Source organism: Pedobacter sp. SG908 (assembly GCF_011759615.1).
Taxonomy (GTDB): Bacteria; Bacteroidota; Bacteroidia; order Sphingobacteriales; family Sphingobacteriaceae; genus Pedobacter; species Pedobacter riviphilus.
On sequence record NZ_JAAOYY010000001.1, the window covers coordinates 1,191,338 to 1,215,936 of the forward strand.

The 24,599-nt window shown below is 38.5% G+C and carries 25 protein-coding genes; 16 read left to right on the forward strand and 9 right to left on the reverse strand.

Features of this window, described 5'->3' with window-relative positions; translation table 11 throughout:
- Positions 1–132 precede the first annotated feature (132 nt).
- The 4 genes from FHT21_RS05040 to FHT21_RS05055 all read left to right on the forward strand — a co-directional run bounded on the left by FHT21_RS05040 (position 133) and on the right by FHT21_RS05055 (position 3,631).
- A complete protein-coding gene (locus FHT21_RS05040; RefSeq protein ID WP_167293652.1) occupies positions 133–1,302 on the forward strand; it encodes a helix-turn-helix domain-containing protein in 1,170 nt (389 codons plus the stop codon).
- A 463-nt stretch (positions 1,303–1,765) separates the two neighbouring features.
- Positions 1,766–2,254 (forward strand): hypothetical protein, encoded by a 489-nt coding sequence (locus tag FHT21_RS05045; RefSeq protein ID WP_167293653.1) that lies wholly within the window; start codon positions 1,766–1,768, stop codon positions 2,252–2,254.
- Positions 2,255–2,498: 244 nt separating this feature from the next.
- Positions 2,499–3,263 carry a hypothetical protein gene (locus FHT21_RS05050; RefSeq protein WP_167293654.1) on the forward strand — a complete coding sequence of 255 codons (765 nt, stop codon included), beginning with the start codon at positions 2,499–2,501 and terminating at the stop codon, positions 3,261–3,263.
- 62 nt (positions 3,264–3,325) lie between these two features.
- On the forward strand, positions 3,326–3,631 hold the full coding sequence (locus FHT21_RS05055; protein WP_167293655.1) for a hypothetical protein: 306 nt from the start codon (positions 3,326–3,328) through the stop codon (positions 3,629–3,631).
- A gap of 27 nt (positions 3,632–3,658) precedes the next feature.
- Here the strand turns inward: FHT21_RS05055 and FHT21_RS05060 are convergent, their stop codons facing one another.
- The 4 genes from FHT21_RS05060 to FHT21_RS05075 form a co-directional block, all read right to left on the reverse strand.
- Positions 3,659–4,669: an NAD-dependent epimerase/dehydratase family protein gene (locus tag FHT21_RS05060; protein WP_167293656.1), complete on the reverse strand. Its 1,011-nt coding sequence runs from the start codon at positions 4,667–4,669 to the stop codon at positions 3,659–3,661.
- Between the two features lie 64 nt (positions 4,670–4,733).
- The gene (locus FHT21_RS05065) at positions 4,734–5,309 is read right to left on the reverse strand and encodes a Crp/Fnr family transcriptional regulator (RefSeq protein ID WP_167293657.1); all 576 of its coding nucleotides are present in this window, start codon (positions 5,307–5,309) and stop codon (positions 4,734–4,736) included.
- 140 nt (positions 5,310–5,449) lie between these two features.
- Positions 5,450–6,352: a DMT family transporter gene (locus FHT21_RS05070; RefSeq protein WP_167293658.1), complete on the reverse strand. Its 903-nt coding sequence runs from the start codon at positions 6,350–6,352 to the stop codon at positions 5,450–5,452.
- On the reverse strand, positions 6,352–6,897 hold the full coding sequence (locus FHT21_RS05075; protein WP_167293659.1) for a GNAT family N-acetyltransferase: 546 nt from the start codon (positions 6,895–6,897) through the stop codon (positions 6,352–6,354). Before FHT21_RS05075 ends, FHT21_RS05070 begins: the two co-directional genes overlap by 1 nt.
- 72 nt (positions 6,898–6,969) lie before the next feature.
- Here FHT21_RS05075 and FHT21_RS05080 point away from each other — a divergent pair, with 72 nt between their 5' ends.
- The gene (locus FHT21_RS05080; protein WP_167293660.1) at positions 6,970–7,836 is read left to right on the forward strand and encodes a LysR family transcriptional regulator; all 867 of its coding nucleotides are present in this window, start codon (positions 6,970–6,972) and stop codon (positions 7,834–7,836) included.
- Between the two features lie 148 nt (positions 7,837–7,984).
- Here FHT21_RS05080 and FHT21_RS05085 read toward each other — a convergent pair whose 3' ends face one another.
- Positions 7,985–8,413, reverse strand: a complete 429-nt coding sequence (locus FHT21_RS05085; protein ID WP_167293661.1) for a hypothetical protein — start codon at positions 8,411–8,413, stop codon at positions 7,985–7,987.
- 182 nt (positions 8,414–8,595) lie between these two features.
- On the opposite strand from FHT21_RS05085, the gene FHT21_RS05090 reads away from it, so the two are divergent.
- From FHT21_RS05090 to FHT21_RS05140, 11 genes are all read left to right on the forward strand, one after another.
- Positions 8,596–9,120 carry a Crp/Fnr family transcriptional regulator gene (locus tag FHT21_RS05090; protein ID WP_167293662.1) on the forward strand — a complete coding sequence of 175 codons (525 nt, stop codon included), beginning with the start codon at positions 8,596–8,598 and terminating at the stop codon, positions 9,118–9,120.
- Positions 9,121–9,170: 50 nt separating this feature from the next.
- Positions 9,171–9,596 carry a DUF4345 domain-containing protein gene (locus FHT21_RS05095; protein ID WP_167293663.1) on the forward strand — a complete coding sequence of 142 codons (426 nt, stop codon included), beginning with the start codon at positions 9,171–9,173 and terminating at the stop codon, positions 9,594–9,596.
- Between the two features lie 76 nt (positions 9,597–9,672).
- Positions 9,673–10,584 carry an AraC family transcriptional regulator gene (locus FHT21_RS05100; protein WP_167293664.1) on the forward strand — a complete coding sequence of 304 codons (912 nt, stop codon included), beginning with the start codon at positions 9,673–9,675 and terminating at the stop codon, positions 10,582–10,584.
- A 73-nt stretch (positions 10,585–10,657) separates the two neighbouring features.
- Complete coding sequence (locus tag FHT21_RS05105) at positions 10,658–11,566, forward strand: alpha/beta hydrolase (protein WP_167293665.1); 909 nt, start codon at positions 10,658–10,660, stop codon at positions 11,564–11,566.
- Between the two features lie 209 nt (positions 11,567–11,775).
- Complete coding sequence (locus FHT21_RS05110) at positions 11,776–12,156, forward strand: transmembrane 220 family protein (protein ID WP_167293666.1); 381 nt, start codon at positions 11,776–11,778, stop codon at positions 12,154–12,156.
- 20 nt (positions 12,157–12,176) lie between these two features.
- Positions 12,177–13,034 carry an EboA domain-containing protein gene (locus FHT21_RS05115; protein ID WP_167293667.1) on the forward strand — a complete coding sequence of 286 codons (858 nt, stop codon included), beginning with the start codon at positions 12,177–12,179 and terminating at the stop codon, positions 13,032–13,034.
- 26 nt (positions 13,035–13,060) lie between these two features.
- A complete protein-coding gene (locus FHT21_RS05120; RefSeq protein ID WP_167293668.1) occupies positions 13,061–14,047 on the forward strand; it encodes a TatD family hydrolase in 987 nt (328 codons plus the stop codon).
- 5 nt (positions 14,048–14,052) lie between these two features.
- Positions 14,053–14,940: a UbiA-like protein EboC gene (eboC, locus tag FHT21_RS05125; RefSeq protein ID WP_243853865.1), complete on the forward strand. Its 888-nt coding sequence runs from the start codon at positions 14,053–14,055 to the stop codon at positions 14,938–14,940.
- 21 nt (positions 14,941–14,961) lie between these two features.
- Positions 14,962–16,131 (forward strand): 3-dehydroquinate synthase, encoded by a 1,170-nt coding sequence (locus FHT21_RS05130; protein ID WP_317169956.1) that lies wholly within the window; start codon positions 14,962–14,964, stop codon positions 16,129–16,131.
- A gap of 3 nt (positions 16,132–16,134) precedes the next feature.
- Entirely contained in the window at positions 16,135–17,307 is a 1,173-nt protein-coding gene (gene eboE, locus FHT21_RS05135) for a metabolite traffic protein EboE (protein ID WP_167293670.1), read from the forward strand.
- 3 nt (positions 17,308–17,310) lie between these two features.
- Positions 17,311–18,660, forward strand: coding sequence for a nucleotide pyrophosphatase/phosphodiesterase family protein (locus tag FHT21_RS05140; protein WP_167293671.1), 1,350 nt, complete (start codon positions 17,311–17,313; stop codon positions 18,658–18,660).
- 364 nt (positions 18,661–19,024) lie between these two features.
- Here the strand turns inward: FHT21_RS05140 and FHT21_RS05145 are convergent, their stop codons facing one another.
- The 4 genes from FHT21_RS05145 to FHT21_RS05160 all read right to left on the reverse strand — a co-directional run bounded on the left by FHT21_RS05145 (position 19,025) and on the right by FHT21_RS05160 (position 24,576).
- Positions 19,025–19,423, reverse strand: coding sequence for a hypothetical protein (locus FHT21_RS05145; protein ID WP_167293672.1), 399 nt, complete (start codon positions 19,421–19,423; stop codon positions 19,025–19,027).
- Positions 19,424–19,484: 61 nt separating this feature from the next.
- Positions 19,485–20,408, reverse strand: a complete 924-nt coding sequence (locus FHT21_RS05150) for a helix-turn-helix transcriptional regulator (RefSeq protein WP_167293673.1) — start codon at positions 20,406–20,408, stop codon at positions 19,485–19,487.
- A 65-nt stretch (positions 20,409–20,473) separates the two neighbouring features.
- On the reverse strand, positions 20,474–21,334 hold the full coding sequence (locus tag FHT21_RS05155) for an SDR family NAD(P)-dependent oxidoreductase (RefSeq protein ID WP_167293674.1): 861 nt from the start codon (positions 21,332–21,334) through the stop codon (positions 20,474–20,476).
- Positions 21,335–21,432: 98 nt separating this feature from the next.
- Complete coding sequence (locus FHT21_RS05160) at positions 21,433–24,576, reverse strand: CusA/CzcA family heavy metal efflux RND transporter (protein WP_167293675.1); 3,144 nt, start codon at positions 24,574–24,576, stop codon at positions 21,433–21,435.
- Positions 24,577–24,599: the final 23 nt, after the last annotated feature.

The following is a 24,599-nucleotide window of genomic DNA, read 5'->3' on the forward strand; positions in this document are numbered from 1 at the left end:
GGCAATAGTTTGTAGTTTTTCCTGCAGAAACTGATTTTAAGCTACTGTTTGCAGCCAATGGTCAAGAACTTGAATATATTTCATATTTTTGAATTGACCAATAACATCTAGCCAGCTATACAAAATAACAGCATGTTATACTTCACCAGCATTGCAATTTCTTTATACCTGTTCGTACTATTAGCAGTTAAGCCTAACAAAATAACTGCAGATAAGCTGCTCATGAGTTGGCAGCTAATAGCAACGCTTCACTTAGCCGGTTTATATTTGCAGGTTTCAGGAAATTATCGCCAATTTCCCAATTTAATAGGCTGGGGAGATTTATTGGCACTTGTGCATGGCCCTTTTTTGTATCTATATATCTTTCATCTAACCACACCAGTAAAATTTAGCAAGAAAAAGCTACTTCATTTTTTACCTGTTGCTTTTGCCTATCTTTTATGGATGTCTTTTTTGCTACAAAACCCAGCGCAAAAGCTATTGCTTTATGACCAGGGCTTTTCCTCGCCTTACTATAAAACCATTGGAATCATCACCAATATTTGCATCATCATTTCGGGAATTATTTATGTATTAGCCGCAATTGTTTTACTGCATCGATATAAGAAAAAAATAAGCGAAGAATTTTCAACTACAGATAAAATCAGCTTGAATTGGCTACGTTACCTAATTGTAGGCATCGCTGGAATTTGGGTCTTTGTTATTTTTTATCCCAAAGAAGAGAGTATCTATTTCAGTGCCTCGTTGTACATCTGCTTCATCGGTTTTTTAGGTGTACGCCAACAGCAAATATTCAAAACCACCAATACCTCATCCCGCTCTGCTACTCAGAATCCCAACTTTTTTACTCAAAAAGAAAACCTTTCAGAAGCGCCCGCTAACCTGGCATTAATGCCCAATAAAGTAAAATACGACTGGTCTTCACTTACGGATGCCGAAGCTGAACGTATTTTTCAGCAACTTAACAGGATAATGGCACAAGAAAAACTATATAAAAATGAGGAACTTACACTAAGCAAGTTAGCTGAATCCTTAAAGCTAAAAGATGCTGTGCTATCGCAAGTGATCAATTCTAAATTTAACAAGAGTTTTTACGACTATATCAATTCGCTTAGGGTAGATGAATGTGTAAAAATGATTGCTGATGAAAAAAACCAAAACTATACGCTGCTATCGATAGCTTTTGATTGCGGCTTCAATTCTAAATCTTCATTCAATCGCAATTTTCGCAAATTCACGGGTAAATCTCCCTCAGATTTTTTCAGAAAACCAACCGATCTAACCTACTACAAGGCGTTGTAGGTCCTCCATTTTCTTATTATTACTCCGTTATTTCTTCGCTAATAGGTTTGTTTGAAGGCGATTTATATTATTTATGGTTAAGTATTTTACCACTTTAAATAACGCATTATTCTAAATCAATAAGAGGTGCCACGAAGCCTCGTGGGGCGATTGACATTTATCAGTGTTTCATTTTTGCATTCAAAACAATGGAGTTTTAACTGGTTTACCTTTTGTTAAAGGATGTAAAAAGGCACTCATTTTTCTTTCACTGTTTTGGTTAGCCTATTCTATCTCTTGATAACAATCTTGGTTGATGGGCCTTTGGGCGAATTTGGTTCGCAATGGCTGGTCATAGCGTCTACTTTAGGCATTTTGGCTTTAGTATTATTGCAGTTTTACAGAGGCTTTAGAGAATAGGTTAACATACTGCTATTACAAATGAAAAACAATTAAATAATAACAATTTTAAAAGAAAATAATTATGAAATCAATCTCGAAAAGACCTTTATCAACAGTTATGGTCATATCACTAGGAATTTTGTTTTTAGCATCGTGCAAGAAACCTAACGATAACCCAGATAACGGGAATAAAATTTCAATGAAAATAACGGTTACAGTAACTGGAGCTGATCAGAACGATCAGGTAGATTTTCAGGTAAGTGCCGCAAATCATGATGCCAGCCAGTACGGAGCGCCTGTTTGGAAAATGAATGGCATATCTCAAGGTAATCAAAACAGTATAATAATAGACGAAAAAAGTTTTATAGGCACCACAAAAACTTATGTGTTCGAAACCGTAAAACCATTTGATTTCGGGGAACTGAGCATTACTGTTGTTAATTTAGAGGGTGGCCCGATAGCGGCCAGCTATAAAACTGAAGTTAATGGTAGGGTGGAGACGAATGAAAATGTGGCGGTTGCTGCAGATCAATCTCACAATAAAATGTTCACATATGGATCAAATAAATAAGTCTAACGGATGAATCCAGCTCATCGATTAAAAGGGCTTGTCGCATAAATCATGATCAGGCGCCTTTTTGCCTTTGTTTCTGCTTGATTTTTAACCTTATAAGTTTGTGTGTATTTCAGTAAAGTGAAGGAGAATTACTTTTTAATGGATTTGAGGCGTACTATACAGCAGAATATCGCCTGGAATTGAAAAACAATTCTTATCATAATCGTTTTAAACAAGAATTTTTAAAATCAAATTTCTCATGAAGATACTCATGTTCGTTACCGCATTTCTTTTCTCTTGTATCTGCGTTTCTGCCGTTGAAACAAAAATAGTAATTAGAGCAAAAGCAAGAGATGCAAAGTTCATCGGTAGCTCCCTTGGCGGTGCTTATGTAATTATCAGGAACAAGGTCAATCAGCAGATTTTAGCTGAAGGTAAAACAACTGGCAGCACGGGTAATACAGATCTGATCATGAAAGGTCTCAAAATGAGAAGAAGTTCCATTGTGGATGCCCAAACAGCGGGTTTCCTGGCAAATATTGATATTGACGAACCCACATTCATTAGCATTGAAGTGGTCTCCCCAATTAATCATAAACAAGCTCAGGCGAAAGTAAGCACAGAGTTATGGTTAATTCCGGGACGGGATATTTTAGGGGAAGGAATTATTTTAGAAATACCGGGGTTCATCATCGACATATTGAAACCGCGGACCCACCAATATATAGCCCTGAATAGCATTAAAGACAAGTTATTCCAAATTCAGGCTAATATTGTAATGATGTGTGGATGTGTTATTGATAAGGGTGGAGTTTGGAACGCTGATGAAATCGAAGTGAAAGGCATCCTTAAAAAAAACGGAAAATATATTAAGGAAATTAAAATGTCATTAATCTCGACAAATCTATTTGAGGGCAGTTATCTAATTAACGCTGCCGGAAACTACGAACTGATCTTGTATGCTTATCATGAAAAGACAGGTAATACAGGTGTTGATAAGGTAAACTATGTGATTTATGAGTAACTAAAGGTTATTCAGCCCGGTTAAAAATCTAATTGGTCTTGTTAGGATGTTTGTTTAATGGGGTGAAAAGCGGGTTCAGAACACTAAACATCCGCCCATCAGGTGAGGTAAGGGTTAACCTGAATGATAAGTTTGAACTCAATCAATCATATACTTTTACCCATTACCACAGCAATTATGAAAGCACTGAATTTAATAACCAGACACTAAATTATCATGATGCGTGTAGCGAGGTGATATATCGCTTTGGGCAGCATTGGGTTTGGGAAACACAGTTAGATTATCGTTATAACCCTAACGCTGTACCTGGACTGCTGCAAAGCTATTATAAGTGGAACGCTGCAGCCAGTCAAATTAGTTATCACTGATTTGACTGGCTGATTACCTGTTAAATTTTATAAAAGCTCCTTGTGTTCCATCAGGTAGGCCATTGCTTCTTTTACTGCCTGTTCTGGTTTTATTGGATTAAATCCTAATTCATTCCTTGATTTGGAAATATCAAAATCCTGTTGAAGCCCCGAAAACATAGCAATATCTTTTGTGGTAATAATAGGTTGTACCCCTTTTATTTTGGCTGAAAATTCCATCAAACCTGCTATTACATATAATAGAAATTTAGGAACTGCACCAGGTACTTTGAGTTTCAATTCCGGATAAAGTGTTTGAGCTAACTTGGTGGTATCTGTTATGGTCATACATTTTTCATTGGCAAGGATATAACGTTCACCTGAACGACCTTTTTGTGCCGCCAGATAACAACCTTCGGCAACATCTTTCACATCTACCCAATTGAGTGTAATTTTGGTGTCTATTGGAATTTGCTTATTCAAAATCAGTTTTAATATGCCATAAGAAACATTCAGCGGAAAAAATGCTTCACCACCTATCATTGCGCTAGGCATTACTGAAATTAGTTCAACACCTAATTCTTGAGCTAGTTGAAAAGCAAGCTTTTCACCGTCATTTTTAGAATTGTAATACATATCCCTGCGGTTAGGATTATAGCCATTACTTTCTTTTGTAGGGAGATGGGTATAATCCAGCGCTGCAATAGAACTCACATAAACAATCTTTTTTACCCCAGCTTCTGCTGCGGCTTCAATGGTGTTGCGCGTTCCCTGCATATTTACATCGTAAATTTCTTTTTTCGGGTCTTTGGCCCACAATTTGAAAGCTGCGCCTACTGCATAAAATATATCAACTCCTTCTAAGGCTTTTACAAATGAAGCTTTGTCGGTAATATCTGCCTGTACGACTTCGCAATCCAGACCTTTAAAGCAGTCCTTGTTTTTGATATTGCGAACAGAAGCGCGAACCCTAAATCCCTTTTTTATTAGTAATCTTACCAGATTGTTACCCAAGTGTCCGTTGGCACCAGACACGAGTACTAAATTTTTATTTATCATATCCATTGATTTTAAATGATGATGCAAAATTCAATTTTGCCCATTTAAAATCACTTCACAAATGTTACTTAATGATTTGTTTTCGGATACGGCTTAAACTTTTTGCGTTCATTCCCAGAAAAGAAGCGATATACTGCATCGGCACATTTTGTAGCACTTCGGGGTGTTCATTCATCAGTTTTAAATACCGTTGTTCTGCACTAAGGGTGGCCAGTTCCTTGGCACGATTTTCATTGTAAGACAAAGATTGCTGAAATACAAAAAAACTAAATTCCTTAAACGCAGGACTTTGTTGTACAAGCCAATCAAGATCAATTTTGCTAATACGTAAAAGCTCACACGCTGTAATGCATTCCATGTTTTCGTCGGATTTATATTGGTTTGCAAAATTAGAATATGAGGTAATGAATCCCGGAGGGCAATTAATATGTGTTGTTACCTCATCGCCCTTATCATTGTAATGAAATAAACGTACAAAACCCGACACAACAAAATAGAGATAAGCCGGGATTTTTCCTTCCTCTTCAACTATTCTGCTTTTCGGATATAACACAGGTTCGAAGTATTGAATGCATAGGTCTTTTTCCGAATCAGAAATTTTTACATTTTGTGCAATAAGTTGAATAAGGTGGTTATGCATGCTACAAACTTAAAAAAATATAGTCCTGGAATATCATAACTGTTTTATTAAACATATTTATTCAAACACTTTCAGTTTGAGTGATAGGTTAATTTTTCATTTGGAAAAGAATGTGCTAACTGAAAGGAGTTAAGCTAGACCTAATATTTTTTCTCTTTTAATATCTTAAGCATTGCAAATTGGTTTGGCATTCTCCATTTAAGTTCAGAAATAAGGGTTGCCAAAAATATCATTCCACCACCAATCAATAACCTTGATGTAATTTCTTCTCCCAAAATAAAATGTGCAGCGAATGCTCCGAATATGGGTTCGAAAAGATAGATGATAGATACCCTTTCGGCGCTAATGTACTTTTGAGAAATATTTGATATTGTGTACATGTAGGCCGTTGAAAACAACGCACAAAAAATAATGCCAATCCAAAACGTTTCTTGTTGAGGTATCCAGGTAGGATTTCCCTGAATAAACGTTAAGAGGAAAGTTAATATGGCACAAGTGGCAAACATCGGTACAATCGTAGGAATAATATTGCCCGCTGTTGATTCCTTTTCAACCTGGATTAAATATATTGCGAAACAAAAAGCACCGATAATGGTGTATAAATCGCCGGTTCCAATGCTGAGTTTATCGGTAACCGATATTACAAAAAGCCCAATTAATGCCGTAAATGCGGCAATCCATGTTTTTAGTGCTGCGGTTTTTCGGTAAATGATAAGTTTAATGATTGGAATCATTACAACTGTTATTCCTGCCACAAACGAACACTGCGATGCGGAGGTATGTGTAATACCCAGTGTTTGTAAATAAATGCCCAATACCAATGGAATAGCCAAACCCGCACCTGTTTTAATTGTTGCTGAATCTAGTTTCTTTACATGTTTCCAGAAGATAACGGATAAAACCATTGTGGCGAGCAAAAAACGATAGCATAAAAACAGAACTGGCTGGTGCTGGCCAATAGCTAGTTTGGTAACTGAAAAGGAAATGCCCCAGAAAGCGGTACCCAATATCAATAAAATTAAAAAGAGGTTTCTTTTTTCCATTAGGATACTTTTAATTCGTTTTTGTTAACCAACACTTTTTTCATCATCAAATCTGTTTGTTCATCATCTCCAAGCCAAAACTTATGCTTATTGAAAGCTATAAAACCATTTTTTTCATAAAATCTTAAAGCCCTGTGGTTTTCTTCCCATACGCCCAGCCATACATAACTGGCCCGTATTTCGTGCGCAATATCAATGGCTTTTTGATAAAGTAGCTGGCCAACTTTTTGTCCGTAAAATGCTTTCAAAATATAAATCCGTTCAATTTCAAGTGCATCAAGATTTAATTTTTCGGTTTGCGCTTGTCCGGTGTTGATCTTTAAATAGCCAATAACTTTTCCATCAAGCAGCGCAAAATAAAACTGAGAATCCTGATTGCTCAGTTCCCCTGTCAGTTTTTCTTCAGAAAAGCCTTTTTCAAGGTACTCTTTCATATTCTCCTCAGTGTTTGCCGCTGCAAAAGCTTCAGAAAATGTTGTTCTCCCGATCTCCTGTAATTTTTTGATATCAGCTAGTGTTGCCCTTTCGATAATGATCTGCTCCATGGTACGAATGTAACAACTCTTTAAATGTAATAAAATGCTATTTTTTCATTTATTAATGCGTATTTTGCATTAATGGATCTTCAGCGAATCAAGTATTTTTTGGCCCTGGCAGAGCAGCTTCATTATTGGAAAACGGCAGAAAAGGTAAATATTACGCAGTCAGCCCTCACCCGCCAAATTCAGTCGCTCGAAAATGAATTGGGCCTGCAGCTTTTCGAGCGTAATAAACGTAACGTAAAGCTCACCCCAGCAGGTAAATTCTTAAGAGAGAAATGGGAAGTCGAATTAAATGAACTCGAATATATCCATCAGTTTGCCAAACAGATCCATTTAGGGGAGCGCGGAACCATTACCATTGCACATCCTGATTCTATATCGGCTTCTATCATGCCCGATATTTTGGCTAAGATTACGCAGGCATTTCCACAGCTTCAAATTAAATTGGTACAGGTTTTATATGAAAATCAACTGGATTTTCTAAAGAACTATAAGATAGACCTGGCCATTACGAGGGATATTACCAGTGAACATGGTATTAAATCAAAAAAAATATATTCCGATCACCTGGCTCTGGTGGTTCCCTTAGCACATGCTTTTAAAAGATTTGAAGATTTATCTACGGAGCGCCTTAAAGTGCAGAAGTTTATTCTGCCTACCAAGGATGAGGGTAGTAGTTATAGCGAGATTATTCAGGCACTTTTTAAATCTTATGATTTTGTTCCTGATGTGTTTCTACATTCTGAATTTGGATCAACTATTATTGCGCTCGTACGGAAAGGACTGGGAATAGCCATTTTGCCAGATTCTTATATGCACCATCAAAGTCCCGGTGTACGGTTTATCTCTTTACCTTTTAAAACCGATATATTGATTAATTGGCGTGCCGATGATCATAATCCTGTGCTTGCGAATATTCTAAAACTTGTTTTTGATCATTAGAGATAATGCCAATAATGCCGTGCTTTTATCGTTAACACATTATTTTTCCAATAATACCATCTCCATTTTACGGCCTCCTATGATTATTTCCTGTTTATAAAGCTGTCTGGTTATTTGAAAGCCATAGATAGACTTTAAATATCGTTTTTTACTGTTTTGTGCCTCTGAAATTAAACGAAATGTCGCCCGATGCGGTTGGTAGGGTAACAATAACGATATTTTTTGCTGCGTGGCCGTATACCAATGTTCCTTCTGGAGCCCCAATCGCCTCCGCATCATTTGAACCCTGTATTGCTTTTATGGTGAAAATTTTTGATGTTACATTGGAATAAGGCTCACCAGGTTTTGCTGTAACCTTTACTTTGTTGCCATTCTCTTTTGTAACCTGGATAATTGCATTAAAATATTCGGTTGAAGTAATATCCACTGTTCCCTTATAGGTGCCAGCAACTCTAGCTGCGGCAGCTTCATCCGAATTATTTGACGGAACATCTTTATCTTTGCCCTTGCAGGAAAATAGGAGGGTTAATGCTAATGTAAAGAACAATAATGATAAATTTTTACTAATTGATTTCATGGATTGATTTTTTAATATTTCTGTTTTAAACTGATCAAAATTATCATGTGTATTTTTCTAAGTATGTGCAGAAATGCTCAATTATAGCATTCACCTAGTAGGATTGCCAGCATAATACAAACGATTTTTAAATTGCCGGTAAAAAATAATCATGCTGTTAAATAGCATGCATACAAAATAAAATGAAAGAATTTGTTGAACTTTCGGTGAAAACCATTACCATTAATAGAAATGAATTTTTAAGCGTAAAAGGAAGTATCGATACAAATGTGTATTATATCGAAAGTGGCAGTTTACGATTATTTGTTTTGGATAATGATGAAGAGCAAGTGATCAGATTTGGTTACCAGGATAATTTAATTGTTTCGATGGATTCTTTTTTAACCGGTAAACCCTCAAATTATTTCATCCAGGCCATTAAAAAAACTGTAATAAGGGTTATAACGAGGCAACAGATTGATAATTTTTTGAAAATTGAAAAGAATCAGCTCCTTTGGATAAAAATTTTAGAAAATCTTGTTGTTCAGCAGCTTGGACGTGAAATCGATATTTTAACAAGCTCGCCAATAGAGCGATACAACCGGGTTTTAAGCAGGAGCCCACAGCTTTTTCAGCAGATTCCACTTAAACACATTGCAAATTATTTAAGAATGAGCGCCGAAACACTATCGCGTTTAAAAAAAACCTTGACTTCGGTCAAGATTTAATTATAAAAAACCAAACATCTTTGCATCATTACCGATAAAAAATATTGATTATGAATGCACAAAAAATTATTAAAACCAGTAGCCAGGTTTACATCGTTTTTTCTATCCTGAGTTTATCTTATGTTAGTATTTCATCCATTTGGAATCCGCAAGCAACGATGGATTTAGTATCTATCCAATTGCCCAATACAGATGCTATAAGCTCTATAAGGGGAATATATGGAGGAGTTGGTTTGCTGATTACCTTTTTGCTGATTTACCTTTTGTTGAATGATATCTGGAAGGCTCTTTTTTTTCTTTTGCTTTTTTGGACTGCCTATTCCATTTCCAGGTTGATCACAATTTGGGTTGATGGACCTTTGGGTAGTTTCGGTTCGCAATGGTTAATCATTGAATCAATTTTTGGTATTTTAGCTTTGGTACTGCTGCTTTTACATGCCAGAATCAAGAAAGAAACAAGTGTTTCACAGCAATAACTTGCTCAAAAATGATCGTTTTAATGCAACAGTTATTATCTTGTGTTAATCTTAATCGAAAAAATATTATCAGTAGATGTATTTAACTTCATTGCCAGATCATTCCAACCCTGATTTTGATCAGGATCTTCATTTTAGACGGTTTAAAATGCAAAACGTTGTTTTTAATACTGTTAGCAGTTATAGTTTTTGCGATGATCATGTAGGTTGCCTTTCTTTCAAAACAATATTAAAGGGAGAGGAGTGGTACGGGGTAAATAACCGCCGGTTAGCCATCAGGCCGGGGCAGTTCCTGATCTTAAATGATGAACAGAATTATTCCTGTAAGATCGATAGCCACGATAAGGTAAGGGGGCTATCGGTTTTTTTTCAGAAAGATTTTGCCGCGCAGGTATTTCGGGATACTTTAAAAAGTGAAGTGGATTTATTGGATAATCCATTTTATAGGAATAATGAACAACCGGAGTTTTTTCAGACATTGAATGATGTCGGTCCGGAATTACAGTTGCAACTGGCAATGCTTGTTTCAGGCCTCGAAAATAATGGCTATGATGATGGCGCTGAAGAACAACTGTTTTTTTTACTTAGGTACCTGATTAGTACCCTCAAATCTGATACGGAAAAAATATCAGGGGTTGCGGCCATAAAGCCAAGTTCAAAAATCGAAATTTACAAGCGTTTATGTATTGCGAAGGATTTTCTTCATTCAACTTTTATGGAGAAGCCCGATTTAAAATTACTGGGTAGTATTGCTTGTTTATCAGTTCCCCAGCTCATCAGGCAGTTTAAATCTGTATTTAAGGTTACGCCACATCAATACCTGATTCAGTTAAAACTTAAACAAGCTGTAGATTTACTTAAAAACACAGATAAACCCATCCATGAAATAACCTGGGGCAGTGGATTTGAAAATGAGAGTGCTTTTTGCAGGGCCTTTAAATCTGCATATGGTCTGCAACCTTTAATGTACAGAAAAATGCATCGATAAATAGCGCATTTTTGCACATGTTTCCTGTTAAATAGAGCGTAATTTTAAGCAGTTAAAAATTCAAGCCCTTTACATGAACCGCGCCTTTATTTTTTTCTTTTATATTTTATCCTCCTCATTTTGTTATGCCCAGGATCTTACTATTCCACTTTACCAGGGCCAGGTGCCAAATGCAAAGAAAACTCCTGCAGATTACATAGAGGAAACTGACAGCAGTGGGCTAATTAAAAATGTAAGCATGCCCACCATGCAGGCCTATCTCCCGAATAAAAACAAAGCCAATGGAACAGCCGTAATCATTTTTGCTGGTGGTGGTTATTTTGTGCTTGCTCCAAAAAAATGCATTGAAATTGCTAAGGCATTTAATACACTGGGGGTAGCTGCCTTTGTTGTGAAATACCGGTTGCCCAGCGATAAAATTATGAATGACAAAACGATTGGTCCGTTGCAAGATGCCCAAACGGCGATTAAAATGGTGCGTATGAGAGCGGGAGAATGGAATATAAACCCAAACAAGATAGGGATGATGGGACTATCGGCAGGAGGGCATTTGGTCTCAACAGAGGGTACCCAGTTGAACAGGGTAGTGATCGATAATAAAGAAAATACATCGCTCAGGCCCGATTTTATGATTTTGCTTTATCCTGTTATCATTTATGATCCGGATATACCCCGCACCAGGGAAAATTTAATAGGAAAAAAGCCTACTCCTCAAACTTTGGGATTATACAGTACCAATAAGTCTGTAAGTCAGGCTACACCGCCAACGTTTTTGGTCCACGCGGCTGATGATGATGTAATCCCGGTGAAAAATAGCCTGCAGTTTTTCGATGCACTGCAAAAAGCAAAGGTTAAAAGTGAAATGCATATACTGCAAACAGGTGGCCATGGTTTTGGTATTTATGATGAAGAAAATAAAGATAGCTGGTTTGTAAGCTGCTACAAATGGATGATAAAAAACGGTTTCGTACCTGCCGATTGATAAACAAAGAGGTTCGAAAAGTGAGATTCCATCATTCAAAATCAGCTGTGTTTTGAATTTTATACCAGCCACTTTTAATCAAAAAAAACTTTTATAGCAGTATATAATTTACATTTTTTAGGCAAAAAAAGCATTCAGTTTAAATAACTTTGTTTTTCAATGAAAAAATCGAGAAATCGATTTATCTTTTTTAAACCAAATAATTTAAAATGCTTTTAATTATTCTCAACATTATTTTTTGCATCTCGTTTTTAGGCTTTGCTTATGTAAATTTAAATGATAACGATGCTTTCCTTTGGGTGTCTATCTACCTCAGTGCTGCAATATGCTGTGGATTGGCTGCAGCAGGTAAATTTTACCCTTTTGCTTATCTGTTTTTAACCGCTTTTTATTTAATTTATGCTGTAATCCTATTCTTCGCAAAAGATGGCGTACGAGATTGGATTACCAAATACAGGCGCGAGAGCCTTGTGCAAAGCATGCAGGCCACTAAACCTTATATTGAGCAAACACGAGAATTTTTTGGTCTATTGATTATTGCAGGTGCATTATTGATTAATTATTTTGTCTCTGCAGGTATTACCGCTTAAGTGCCATTAGACAATTTATTATGAGAGATGATCATATGAAGGCGGTAAAGGAAATAATAGCGTCTACTGTTAAAAACAATATCAGTGTAGAGGCTGAAAAGTGGCTGGAAGATTTTATACAATCTACGGATAAATCGGCACAGTTAGCCAAAGTATTTGTAATGCTGCCACGTAAAACGGGCAAATTACCGGTTGCAATTAACAATGATCAGCAAGAAGTACTCCATGCAGCAGGCTTTGGGTATATCTGTAACTGGACCATAGACAGGCTTAGTCGCGTGTGGTTATTGGCAGGTTTTGATTTGGGAGATAAAGAACGATTATTTTCAACCATTAATCCTTTATTCCTCTCAGCAGAGGTAAACGAAGCTGTAGCCCTGTATTCGGCATTGCCATTTTTAGCTCATCCTGAAATTTGGGTAAAGCGTTGTGCTGAAGGAATCAGGAGTAATATTGGATCGGTTTTGGAGGCGATTATGGAAAACAACCCTTATCCTTCAGAAAATCTGGATGAAGCCGCCTGGAATCAACTGGTGCTGAAAGCTTTTTTTACGGAGAAAAATATCAACCTCATTATTGGTTTAGATAAAAGAGCAAATCTTGATCTTGCATTAACATTGATAGATTATGCAAAAGAACGCTGGGCTGCAGGGCGAAAAGTAAATCCACAGCTCTGGCGTCTGGTTGGTAAATTTATCAATGCCGAGATTTTTGACAACCTTAAAGTTGGTTTACAGCGTTACGATCAAATTGAACAACGCGCCATTGCGCTTGCTGTTTCTCAGTCTGATTATCAACCGGCAAAAGATTATATTAACACTTTTCCTGAACTTAAGTCGGCCCTTTCAGAAGGGAACTTAAACTGGGATTCATTTTAACCATTAGAAATTCAAAACAGAAATATATGTGTTGCAGTAGTTCAATTGAAAGAGATAAAGCATTGATGGGAGCACCTGAAGCGTTCGATATTAGTGCTGTAAAGGGGATGAAATTCTTCGACCCACATGTTCACATGACTTCGAGAACAACAGACGATTACCAGGCGATGGCCGATGCAGGAGTTGTTGCTTTGATAGAACCTGCATTTTGGTTGGGGCAGCCGCGTACTGGCTTGGATAGTTTTAGAGATTACTATAGTAGCCTGATCGGCTGGGAGCGTTTCCGTTCTTCTCAATTTGGCATTAAACATTATTGTACCATCGGACTTAACTCAAGAGAGGCCAATAATGAAAGCCTGGCAGAGCAGGTAATGGAAATACTGCCCTTGTTTATCTATAAAGAAGGTGTAGTTGGCGTGGGCGAAATCGGCTTCGACGATCAAACTGCGGCTGAAGAAAAATATTACAGATTACAACTTCAGCTTGCTAAAGAAGCAGGTTTACCCGTACAGGTGCACACGCCACACCGCGATAAGAAAAAAGGTACCCAGCGCAGTATGGATATTGCTTTGGAGCATGGCCTCGATCCTTATAGCGTAATTATCGACCATAATAATGAAGAGACGGTAAAAGAGGTATTAGATAGAGGCTTTTGGGCTGCTTTTACCATTTATCCGTTTACTAAAATGGGTAACGAGCGCATGGTAGAAATTGTAAAACAATACGGCGCAGAACGTATTATGGTTAATTCAGCTGCCGATTGGGGCATCAGCGATCCTTTGGCAGTACCAAAAACTGCTGCTTTAATGAAAATGCGTGGTTTAAGCGATCAGGATATTGAACTGGTTACTTACCGTAATGCGATTACTGCATTTGCACAGAGCGGACAGCTAGATGAAGCCGATTTCGACGCACAAAAAAATGTAGACTTTACCGAAAAATTTGAAGGTAACACCATTTTACGGGGCGGACAGCAGCCAAGAACAGATAAATCGTCTATCATCATCAGCTAAAAGTATTGAAAAAAGTAATTGTTTATCTGCGCATGATGCGCCCTGCCAATATTGTAACGTCAGTAGCCGATATTTTGGCAGGAATTGCCATTTCTGGAATTTTAAGCAATGGATTTTCTATTCCATGGTTGCCCATTGTATTTTTAGCCGCATCAACAGCCTGTTTATATGGAGGAGGAATCGTTTTTAACGATGTTTTTGATGCTGATCTGGATAAAATAGAGCGCCCGGAGCGGGCTATTCCGAGTGGCGCAATCAGTTTACAGCGTGCAACTACTTTGGGAAGTTTGTTGCTCTTTGCCGGAATTGCTTTGGCTGCATTAAATAGTTTAACATCGGGGTTATTGGCACTTCTGGTGGCCGTTTTCGCTTTGCTTTATAATAAATTTGGCAAACATCATTCTTTTTTCGGACCGTTGAATATGGGCTTATGCCGTGGATTTAACCTGCTGCTGGGCTTGAGTATTGTGCCAGAAATGCTATACAACAGTCATTATTATTTAGCCCTTATTCCTGTAATTTATATCTTCTCCATTACGATGACCAGCCGTGGCGAAGTTCATGGAGGCCATGCTAAAAACTTATATCTGGCTGCCTTTCTATATGCAATTGTGATCTGCGCTATTGCTTATTTTGCTTTTGTAAACGACAGGTTGCTGTGGTCGCTGCTGTTTCTGATTCCTTTTACTTTTATGATTTTCAGGCCACTTTTAAAAGCCATAAAAGAGCCTATTGGTAAAAATATCGGCGGGGCGGTAAAAGCCGGCGTCATTTCACTTATTTTAATGGATGCAGCCTGGGCTGTAACTTTCGATGCCCTGATTTTGGCTTTTATCATTGCAGCTTTATTGCCGTTATCCATTTGGCTCTCTAAATTATTCGCCGTTACTTAACCATCAAACACACATTCTCAAATTGATATGGAACATTTACATCAATCCTTTACCGTACAATATAATTATAATGTTTTCTTTACTTCATCGCTTTTTTTGCCTGAAAACGAACTGTTAAACAGTTTTTTAGTTAACCTAAATCCGGCTGTTGCAGTAAAGAAGATTTTGTTTGTAATAGATGAAGGTGTAGCAAATGCACACAAAGAGCTTAATAACCAGATTAAAACCTATTTTGCAAAATACCCTCAAACGCAGCTTGTTCAGGATATCTTAGTTATTCCTGGGGGAGAACAGGTGAAAAACGACACTAAATATTTTGATCAGGTATTGGAAGCCATCCATATTCATGGTATCGACAGGCATTCGTTTGTTGCTGCAATAGGTGGTGGTGCAGTACTCGATATGGTAGGTTATGCAGCAACGGTGGCACATCGCGGTATTAAACACATCAGAATTCCAAGTACTGTGCTTTCACAGAACGATTCAGGTGTTGGGGTAAAAAACGGAATCAATTATTTTAATAAAAAGAACTTTTTGGGCACTTTTTTGCCACCTGTTGCTGTTTTTAATGATGAAATCTTTTTAAGTACTTTATCTGATCGTGATTGGCGATCAGGTATCGCCGAAGCAATTAAAGTGGCGCTGATTAAGGACCGCGAATTTTTTGAGTGGCTGGAAGTGAATGCCATTGCGCTTGCAAATCGGGATACCACAGCCATGAACTACCAGATTTGGAAATGCGCAAAACTCCATATGGAGCATATCCGCAGTACCGATCCTTTTGAAAATGGTTCGGCCCGACCGTTGGATTTTGGCCATTGGAGTGCACATAAACTAGAATACTTAACCAATTTCGAAGTGAGGCATGGCGAAGCTGTTGCCATGGGTATTGCCTTAGATACCGTATATTCCAATTTATCGGGCAGGATCAGTGCAGAAGATGCTCAAAGGGTAATCAACCTGATTCAGCAACTTGGCTTCGAGTTAACACATCCATTGTTACAGGTTACCGAAGGCAATAGCCCAATTTTGCAGGGACTGGAAGAATTTAGGGAACATCTTGGCGGCGAGCTAACCATCACTTTACTTACGGGCCTGGGCAGTGGCGAGGAAGTGCATGAAATTGATGCCAATATTTTAAAACAAGCAGCAGAAAATTTAAATAACCAAACCGCTATTATTCAACATTAAGCTATGAAATTAACTTCTGGCCATTTAACCTTCTGTACCAATATTTATGCAGGCGAAAACTGGATGGCACATTTTGCTGTGCTGAAGGCTAGTTTTCCGATATTGAAAGCGCAACTGTCGCCTAATGCACCGATGGGCATCGGTTTACGTCTTTCCAATCTCGCCAGTATCGAATTGTTGGAAGATCATCATCTGGAATCGTTTAAGCAATGGCTGGAGCAGGAAGGTGGATATGTTTTCACCATGAATGGATTTCCATATGGCGGTTTTCATCATACCAGGGTTAAAGATCAGGTACATGCACCCGATTGGACAACGGAAGATCGCGTTGAATATACACTCCGCTTGGCCGAAATCCTTTCACAATTGCTTCCTGACGATATGGATGGGGGCATTTCAACCTCGCCATTAAGTTATAAGCCCTGGTTTACAAATGCCGAGGCAAGAAAAAATGCCACTACCAGAGCAACTGCCAATATGATGAAGGTTGCCGAGGGGTTAAATCACATACTGCGCCAAAGCGGCAAGGTGATCCATTTGGATATTGAACCCGAACCTGATGGTTTTCTTGAATCTGGTGCAGAATTTATTGATTGGTACGAAAATGTACTTTTACCTGTCGGGAATGATGAAAACCTGATCAAAAATCACATCCGTTTGTGTTATGATGTTTGTCATTTCGCAATCGGTTACGAACCGCATACAGCCATTATTAACGAATTGCAGGAGAAAGGCATTAAAATTGGGAAAATCCAGATCAGTGCTGCGCTAAAAGCTAAATTGCCAGCATCTGTTTCGGAAAGAGCCGCTGTATTGGATCAGCTCGGCCGCTTTGATGAACCTACTTATCTTCATCAGGTAATAGCAAGAAAAGATGATGGATCGCTATTGCGTTATCCCGATCTTGAAGATGCAATGGCAGAAGGCGAAAATCTGGCGGTACAGGAGTGGCGCGCACATTTCCATGTACCTATTTTTGTTGAAGATATGGGCTTAATCCAATCTACACAGTCAGACATTATCGAGGTATTAAACTTGCAAAAAAATAGCCCTTTTACTACTCATTTGGAAGTAGAAACTTATACCTGGCAGGTTTTACCAACAGCTTTGAAAGCGCCTTTAAACGATTCCATCATCAGGGAACTGGCCTGGGTAAAAACATTATTAGAACAGTAGATTATGCATAAAACCGTTGTTATTGACATAGTAGGCCTATCTTCATCCGTAATAGGAGCGCATACGCCTTTTATCCAAAAATATATTTCTGAAAACCACTTTAGCACCATCGAACCCTTGTTGCCGGCGGTTACCACTTCGGTACAGTCGAGTTATCTCACAGGTAAATATCCATCAGAAAACGGTATTGTAGGGAATGGATGGTACGATCATGCCGATGCTGAAATTAAATTCTGGAAGCAATCTAACAAACTGGTAAATGCCGAAAAAATATGGGACCTGGCCAAAAAAGAAGATCCAAACTTTACCTGTGCCAATATGTTCTGGTGGTACAACATGTACTCTACGGTTGATTATTCGGTAACACCACGCCCGAATTACCTGGCCGATGGGCGTAAATTACCCGATTGTTATTCGCAGCCGGCCGAACTGCGCGACCATTTACAGGCTAAACTGGGACAGTTTCCTTTGTTTCAGTTCTGGGGGCCTGGTGCAAATATTAAATCAACGAGATGGATTGCAGATGCCTCAATGGAAACTGAAAAGTTGTACAATCCTACGCTAACCTTAATTTATTTGCCTCATTTAGATTATTGCCTGCAAAAGTTTGGTCCTGAGCTAGATAAAATCAGTACGGAGCTAAAAGAAATTGATCAGGTGGTAGAAGAATTGGTGCGTTTTTATGAAGGCAGGGGTGCACGCATTATTTTACTTTCTGAATATGGCATTGCGCCTGTAAACAAGCCAATTCACCTTAACCGTTTGTTCAGGGAAAACGGATTAATCCAGATCCGTGAAGAAAGAGGCTTAGAGCTGCTCGATCCGGGTGCTTCAAAGGCGTTTGTAGTGGCCGACCACCAGGTAGCACATGTTTATATCAATGATAAAAGTGTAACCGAGCAGGTAAAAGCCTTATTGAAAAGTGTACCTGATATTGAGTTCGTTCTCGATAAAACGGAACAGGAGAAATATCACATTAATCATGACCGTTCGGGCGATTTGGTACTGGTTGCCAAAGAAAACAGCTGGTTTACCTATTATTTTTGGCTGGATGATGCTAAAGCGCCAGATTATGCGCGGGTAGTTGATATTCATAAAAAACCGGGTTACGATCCTGTAGAAATGTTCATGACCTCTAAATTGAGGGCAGGGTATAAACTTTTAAGGAAAAAAGCCGGTTTCCGTTATGTAATGGATGTAATTCCGCTTGATGCCACTTTGGTTAAAGGATCGCACGGTAGCATTAAAGTAGCTGATCAGTTTAAACCTGTTCTGGTTACTTCAAAAGCAGTTGATAAAACCTTAAAGGCACCAGATGTTTATCAGGTGATTTGGGATAGTTTAACTGTTTAAAAAATAGCCGTTCTACTGATCTGATGGTTATCGGATCAGCAGGATGATCGCATTTAAGAAGTATCTTGTTGAGTTCAAGTTCAAATAAATTAAGCTTTTTAAGCGTTTTATCTACAGACTTCAGTTCGATTAATTTATTCATACTGACTAATTTTAAGCTCGTGAAACTAGCGCGATCGTCATGCTGAATTTATTTTATTAGCAGTTTTTATCGTTTCAAAGGCCTAATAGCTACTTCGTGGTCAGCATCTTTACTGCTAAATAGACCCTGAAATAAATTCAGGGTGACGGTTATGAACGAAAAATGTCTCCAGTATACCTTTAAAAGAATATTAATAATCGAAATGAGGTTACAAGATTATTATTACTCCCGTACAAACCTATAGCCGCAACCTTCAATACAGGGCGGATTAAGCAGCAGCGATTTTGCCGAAACTTTGTAATAATAAGTCAATGGCATTTTATAAGTATTGCTGTAAACCTCCATTCTTATGCTATCCAAAATCTTGAATGCATATAAATCCGGGATGGCATCACCTTCAAATTTACCGGCTTTGTCTGCCGATTTGTTTAGAATAAGGTATTTGGCCTCGCCGGTTACCTTTTTATATCTGCCACTTCCATCACCGGGATCCTGCATCGTTTCGATGAGTTTCCATTTACCATAAACTTCACCAGGTCCATCAATACCTTTATCGGTTTTCTTGCATGATATATACAAAAGACCTGCTGTAGCCAGGATGAGTAATACTATCTTTTTCATAAAGCTTTAATTTACAGCTTATACGGTGCAGAGAATCCAAACGCTACATTAGAATTGTCTTTTAATTAAACATTTTTCTAAATGCCAATGGCGATACCTTCGTTTTTGCTTTGAATAATTTATTAAATGATTGCGAATGTTCAAAGCCCAGTTCATATGCCACTTCGCTCACTGATAAATTGGTGCCTGATAATTTTTCTTTTGCTTTTTCGATCAGTTTCTGGTGGATATGCTGTTGTGCATTCTGTCCGGTTAGCGAACGGAGTAGATCGCTTAAATAACTTGGGGAAACATTTAAATGATCGGAAAGGTACTGCACCGTTGGTAAGCCTTTAAGCATGGTTACTTTATTGTTAAAATATTCCTCTAACAATTCTTCGAGTTTTTGCAAAAGGCCATTATTTAATACTTTACGCGTAATAAACTGCCGTTTGTAAAAGCGGTTGCTGTAATTTAACAACAGTTCTATTTGTGCAATGATCACATCCTGGCTAAAATCGTCGATCCTGCTGTTCAGTTCTTCCTCAATATTCTTAAAAATAGCAATAATAGTGGTTTTTTCTTTTTCCGATAGGTGCAATGCCTCGTTGGCTGCGTATGAAAAGAAACCATAACTTTTGATTTTTTTTGCTATTGGATAAGACAGTAAAAAATCGGGATGGATCAATAAAGTAAATAAGGAGCAAACACTTGAGCTTAAATCCTCTTCATGACCAATAATCTGGTTGGGCGCAGCAAATAATAAACCACCTTCATCAAAATCATAATAACTCTGACCATATTTTAGCCTGCCACTTAATTTTGGTTTATACGAAATCTTATAAAAATTTAGGATATGCGAATTAGGCTGCCCGTTCATTTCAACCGGATGATCTTCATTGTTGATCAAGCTGATTAAGGGGTGTTTAGGCTGGGGCAGGCCCAACATCCGGTGTGCTTCTGTTAACGAGCTGAATTTATAGGGACTATTCTCTACCTTTTTCATATTGATGTGTACAAATATAACCGATTAGCCTGTGTTAATCGGTTATATGGTTGATTTCTGATTAATTAACCCTGCGCTGCATTCGATATGGTTTCCCATTCCTCCCAGGTCGCCATTCGCTCTGCGTATGCTGTACGTATCCATGGCAGGTTATGGCTACCAAGGAAAAAGCGTAAAGGCGGGTGCTCTGCATCAACAATTTTGAAAACGGCCTCCGGTGTTGCCTCCGGATTGCCTCTCTCCAATTGCTGTAAACCTTCAAAAAACTTTGCTTTAAAATCGGCATATACATCTAATCCGTCTGCAAACTTTAAAGAAGCCTGACTTCCGAATTCGGTGGCATAAGCGCCTGGTTCGATAATGGTTACTTTGATCCCAAACGATTTTACCTCTGCAGCCAGGCTTTCGTGAATGGCCTCAAATGCCCATTTGGATGAACTATAATACCCAATAACCGGTAAAACTACATGACCAAGGTTGCTGGATGTACCTAAAATGTGGCCATACCCCTGCTTGCGTAATATCGGCAGTGCAGCTTGTATAACAGCCACGGCTCCAAAAATGTTGGTATTGTACATGGCCTTAACCTGGTTAATGGTAGCTTCTTCAATAGTACCTACAAGCGAATAACCCGCATTATTTAAAACAACGTCCAATCGCCCGAAATGTTCGTGCGCCTGTTGAACGGTTTTTTCTACCTGATCGTAATTGGTTACATCAAGTTCCAGGGTCAATACATTTTCTTTGTACTTTTCCTGAAGATCGGCAATGCTCGAGAGGTTTCTTGCCGTTGCTGCCACCTTATCGCCACGTTCTAAAGCTGCTGTTGCCCATACACGCCCAAATCCGCGAGATGCACCTGTAATAAACCAGACCTTATTAACTGTTTGGGTATTTTTACCCTGATTTTCCTGTTGATATTCCATAATTTTTATCTGAATAAATGATAGATCAAAGGTGGGCAAGGTATGATGCTGATTTGTAGCCTAATTGAGGGCTTTTGTAGCCAAAATGAGAAAATACATTAATGGACTAAAGTAGTACCTCTTTCCGGCATCATTTTCTGCACTTTTTTACGGTTCGACCAGTAAAACACAATCGGATAAACGAAAAGGTTAAAAAGTGTATCGGTAATCAATCCGCCTATTACCACTATAGCCAATGGTTTTGATGCTTCCGAACCTATTCCGGTTGATAATGCAGCAGGCATTAAGCCAATGGCAGCCATTAGGGCTGTCATTAATACGGGTCTAAACCTACTGGTCACCGCGGCACGCATGGCATCGGTAAAGGTCCAGCTGGGGTGATGTTTCATTTCGGCGATGTTGGTTTTAAAACGGGTAATGAGCAGCACCCCATTTTGTACACAGATTCCAAAAAGTGCGATAAAACCAATTCCTGCTGAAATGTTAAAGTTTACACCTGCAACCAAAAGCGCCAATATGCCACCAATCATGGCAAAAGGAACGTTGTTTAGTACCAATAAAGCATCTTTGATGTTTCCGAAAAGTACAAATAAGATGAAAAATATGAGTAATAAACTCACCGGAACTGCCTGCATAAGCCTGGTAATTGCCCTTTGTTGATTTTCAAAATCTCCGGCCCATTCAAGTGTATATCCCGGTTGCAGATTGATCTTTGCATTTACTTTTTCCTGTGCCTCGGCAATTACGCTTCCCATATCACGGCCCCTGACCGAAAATTTAATCGCCCCGTAGCGTTTGTGCCTATCGCGGTAAATCATACTAGGCCCTGTAATTTTGCGGATGCTCGAAATTTCGCCCAATTGAACATTGGTGCCAGATATGGTCGGAACCCGTAATTTACTGATCGAATGCTCATCGTTTCTAAAATCTTCGGGATAACGGATAATCAGGTCAAATTTTCGTTCGCCTTCATAAATCTGCGTAGCAGCTTTTCCGCCAATGGCCATTTCGATTACAGCATTGGCATCTGCTGTGCTTACCCCATATAAAGCCATTTTTTTCTGATCGAGGTTAATCTGCAATTCTGGCTGACCAAGATTTCTTAGAATTCCCAAATCTTCAATACCATCAACCGTTTTTAGGATGCTTTCTATCTTTTCCTCTTCTTTTTCAATGTAATCGAAGTTTTCGCCAAATAGCTTCACTACAATTGAGCCTTTTACACCCGATACGGCTTCTTCTACATTATCGGAAATGGGCTGCGAAAAATTAAGATTGATGCCAGGGAAGCTTTTTAGTTTTTCCTGCATCCGCTGGATCAGTTGTTCTTTAGTTTGCTTGCGTTTCCATTCTTTACGGGGGTAAATATCAACGTGAAACTCCATGTTGTAAAAGCCTGTAGCATCTGTTCCATCATTGGGTCTGCCAGTTTGCGACATTACCTGTTTAACTTCTTCAAAGCTTAAAAATATTTTTCTCATCTCATTCGAAAGCTTTTTAGTTTCATTTAAAGAAATACTCAATGGACCAGTAGCGCGGACATAAATCGAGCCTTCATCTAAACTGGGCAGAAATTCTGTTCCCAAAAACTTGAAGCTAAAAACACCTAAAAGCAATACAATAATAGAGATACTAAAAACGAGCTTCTTTTTTTTAAAGCAGAGGTCGTAAAATTTAAGGGTCGTTTTGGTAATCCATTCCAAAAAGATATTATGTTTCTCTTTTACATCTTTTTTTAAGAGTACGCTGGCCATAGCAGGTACAAGTGTAAAGGTTAAGATTAAGGCGCCTAATAAGGCAAAACTTAATGTCCATGCCAGGGGAGAGAACATTTTACCTTCTACCTTTTCGAAAGTGAAAATAGGCAGCAAACCTGTGATGATAATGAGCTTTGCAAATAAAATTCCCTTTCCGTTTTCTACGCAAGCCTTTTTAATGAAGCCAAGTTTACTCATTTTGTTAAACCTATCCATTCCCAGTTTTTTTGCCCTTAAATCTAAGGTTACAAAAATCCCTTCAACCATTACTACAGCACCATCTATAATGATTCCGAAATCGATAGCCCCCATAGATAGCAGATTGGCAGACATGCCTTTTAATTTAAGGCAGATAAATGCAAAGAGCAGGGCCAATGGAATAACAACCGAAACAATTAAGGTGGTACGCCAATCGGCCATAAATAGGAACACGATTAAGGTTACAAACAATATCCCTTCAAGCATATTGCCCATTACGGTATGTACAGAATAGTTTACCAGGTCTTCGCGATCGTAGAAAGGCTTTATTTTTACATCTTTTGGTAATATGCTGTTATTGATCGTATTTATCTTTTCTTTCAATCTGGTAATTACCTCACTCGGATTGCCACCCTTTCTCATCACGATAATGCCTTCTATTACATCAGGATCCCGATCACGACCAACTTGCCCCAGCCTTGGTAAAGCCGATTCTGCTACTTCAGCAATGGTTTTAACATATATGGGAGTACCATTAACATTATCTACCACCACATTCCTGATTTCATCGATATTGTTGAGCACACCGATACCACGTACTACATAGGCCTGGCCGCTTTGCACAATCACATCGCCACCCACATTGATATTGCTTTTAGATACCGCCTCGAAAAGCTCGGTTGCACTTACGCCATACTGGATAGCCTTTTGTGGATCGACGGTAATTTGATAGGTTTTTACCTCACCACCAAAACTTACTACATCGGCAATGCCAGAAACAGATAAAAGCTCCCTTTGTATTACCCAATCCTGAAGCGTTTTTAATTCGCGGACAGATTTTGTATCACTTGTAAGTGTGTAACGGAATATCTCACCTGTAGGGCCATAAGGTGGTTGTACCTCTGGCTTGATCCCTTCGGGCAAATTAGCCTCATCAAGGTGATTATTTACCTGTACCCGGGCTTCAGCATAATTTACATCATCCTCGAAATTTACTTTTACGATAGAAAGTCCAAATAACGACGAAGAGCGGATACTGGTGCGTTTTTCGGTTGGGTTCATGGCAATTTCGAGCGGTCTGCTCACAAACTTTTCTACCTCTTCGGCACTCCGGCCCGGCCATTGGGTAATAATGGTGATGTTGGTATTGGTTACATCAGGAAATGCATCAATGGCAGTGTGTTTAAAGCTTAAATAACCTGACAGGATTAAAATAAAAGTAGCAAAAAAGATAAAATACTTATTCTTCAGCGCAAAGCCGATGACGCCTTTAATGAATTTATTCATGATGTATAATCTAAGGGATGAGA

Coding starts and splice junctions, on each gene's coding strand:
- eboE (WP_167293670.1), top strand. CDS start 16,135: ATGAAATTAACTTCTGGCCATTTAACCTTCTGTACCAATATTTATGCA.
- FHT21_RS05065 (WP_167293657.1), bottom strand. CDS start 5,309: ATGCATAACCACCTTATTCAACTTATTGCACAAAATGTAAAAATTTCT.
- FHT21_RS05085 (WP_167293661.1), bottom strand. CDS start 8,413: ATGAAATCAATTAGTAAAAATTTATCATTATTGTTCTTTACATTAGCA.
- FHT21_RS05040 (WP_167293652.1), top strand. CDS start 133: ATGTTATACTTCACCAGCATTGCAATTTCTTTATACCTGTTCGTACTA.
- FHT21_RS05105 (WP_167293665.1), top strand. CDS start 10,658: ATGAACCGCGCCTTTATTTTTTTCTTTTATATTTTATCCTCCTCATTT.
- FHT21_RS05115 (WP_167293667.1), top strand. CDS start 12,177: ATGAGAGATGATCATATGAAGGCGGTAAAGGAAATAATAGCGTCTACT.
- FHT21_RS05110 (WP_167293666.1), top strand. CDS start 11,776: ATGCTTTTAATTATTCTCAACATTATTTTTTGCATCTCGTTTTTAGGC.
- FHT21_RS05155 (WP_167293674.1), bottom strand. CDS start 21,334: ATGGAATATCAACAGGAAAATCAGGGTAAAAATACCCAAACAGTTAAT.
- FHT21_RS05075 (WP_167293659.1), bottom strand. CDS start 6,897: ATGGAGCAGATCATTATCGAAAGGGCAACACTAGCTGATATCAAAAAA.
- FHT21_RS05160 (WP_167293675.1), bottom strand. CDS start 24,576: ATGAATAAATTCATTAAAGGCGTCATCGGCTTTGCGCTGAAGAATAAG.
- FHT21_RS05045 (WP_167293653.1), top strand. CDS start 1,766: ATGAAATCAATCTCGAAAAGACCTTTATCAACAGTTATGGTCATATCA.
- FHT21_RS05100 (WP_167293664.1), top strand. CDS start 9,673: ATGTATTTAACTTCATTGCCAGATCATTCCAACCCTGATTTTGATCAG.
- FHT21_RS05145 (WP_167293672.1), bottom strand. CDS start 19,423: ATGAAAAAGATAGTATTACTCATCCTGGCTACAGCAGGTCTTTTGTAT.
- FHT21_RS05150 (WP_167293673.1), bottom strand. CDS start 20,408: ATGAAAAAGGTAGAGAATAGTCCCTATAAATTCAGCTCGTTAACAGAA.
- FHT21_RS05060 (WP_167293656.1), bottom strand. CDS start 4,669: ATGATAAATAAAAATTTAGTACTCGTGTCTGGTGCCAACGGACACTTG.
- FHT21_RS05095 (WP_167293663.1), top strand. CDS start 9,171: ATGAATGCACAAAAAATTATTAAAACCAGTAGCCAGGTTTACATCGTT.
- FHT21_RS05120 (WP_167293668.1), top strand. CDS start 13,061: ATGTGTTGCAGTAGTTCAATTGAAAGAGATAAAGCATTGATGGGAGCA.
- FHT21_RS05090 (WP_167293662.1), top strand. CDS start 8,596: ATGAAAGAATTTGTTGAACTTTCGGTGAAAACCATTACCATTAATAGA.
- FHT21_RS05140 (WP_167293671.1), top strand. CDS start 17,311: ATGCATAAAACCGTTGTTATTGACATAGTAGGCCTATCTTCATCCGTA.
- FHT21_RS05070 (WP_167293658.1), bottom strand. CDS start 6,352: ATGGAAAAAAGAAACCTCTTTTTAATTTTATTGATATTGGGTACCGCT.
- FHT21_RS05050 (WP_167293654.1), top strand. CDS start 2,499: ATGAAGATACTCATGTTCGTTACCGCATTTCTTTTCTCTTGTATCTGC.
- FHT21_RS05080 (WP_167293660.1), top strand. CDS start 6,970: ATGGATCTTCAGCGAATCAAGTATTTTTTGGCCCTGGCAGAGCAGCTT.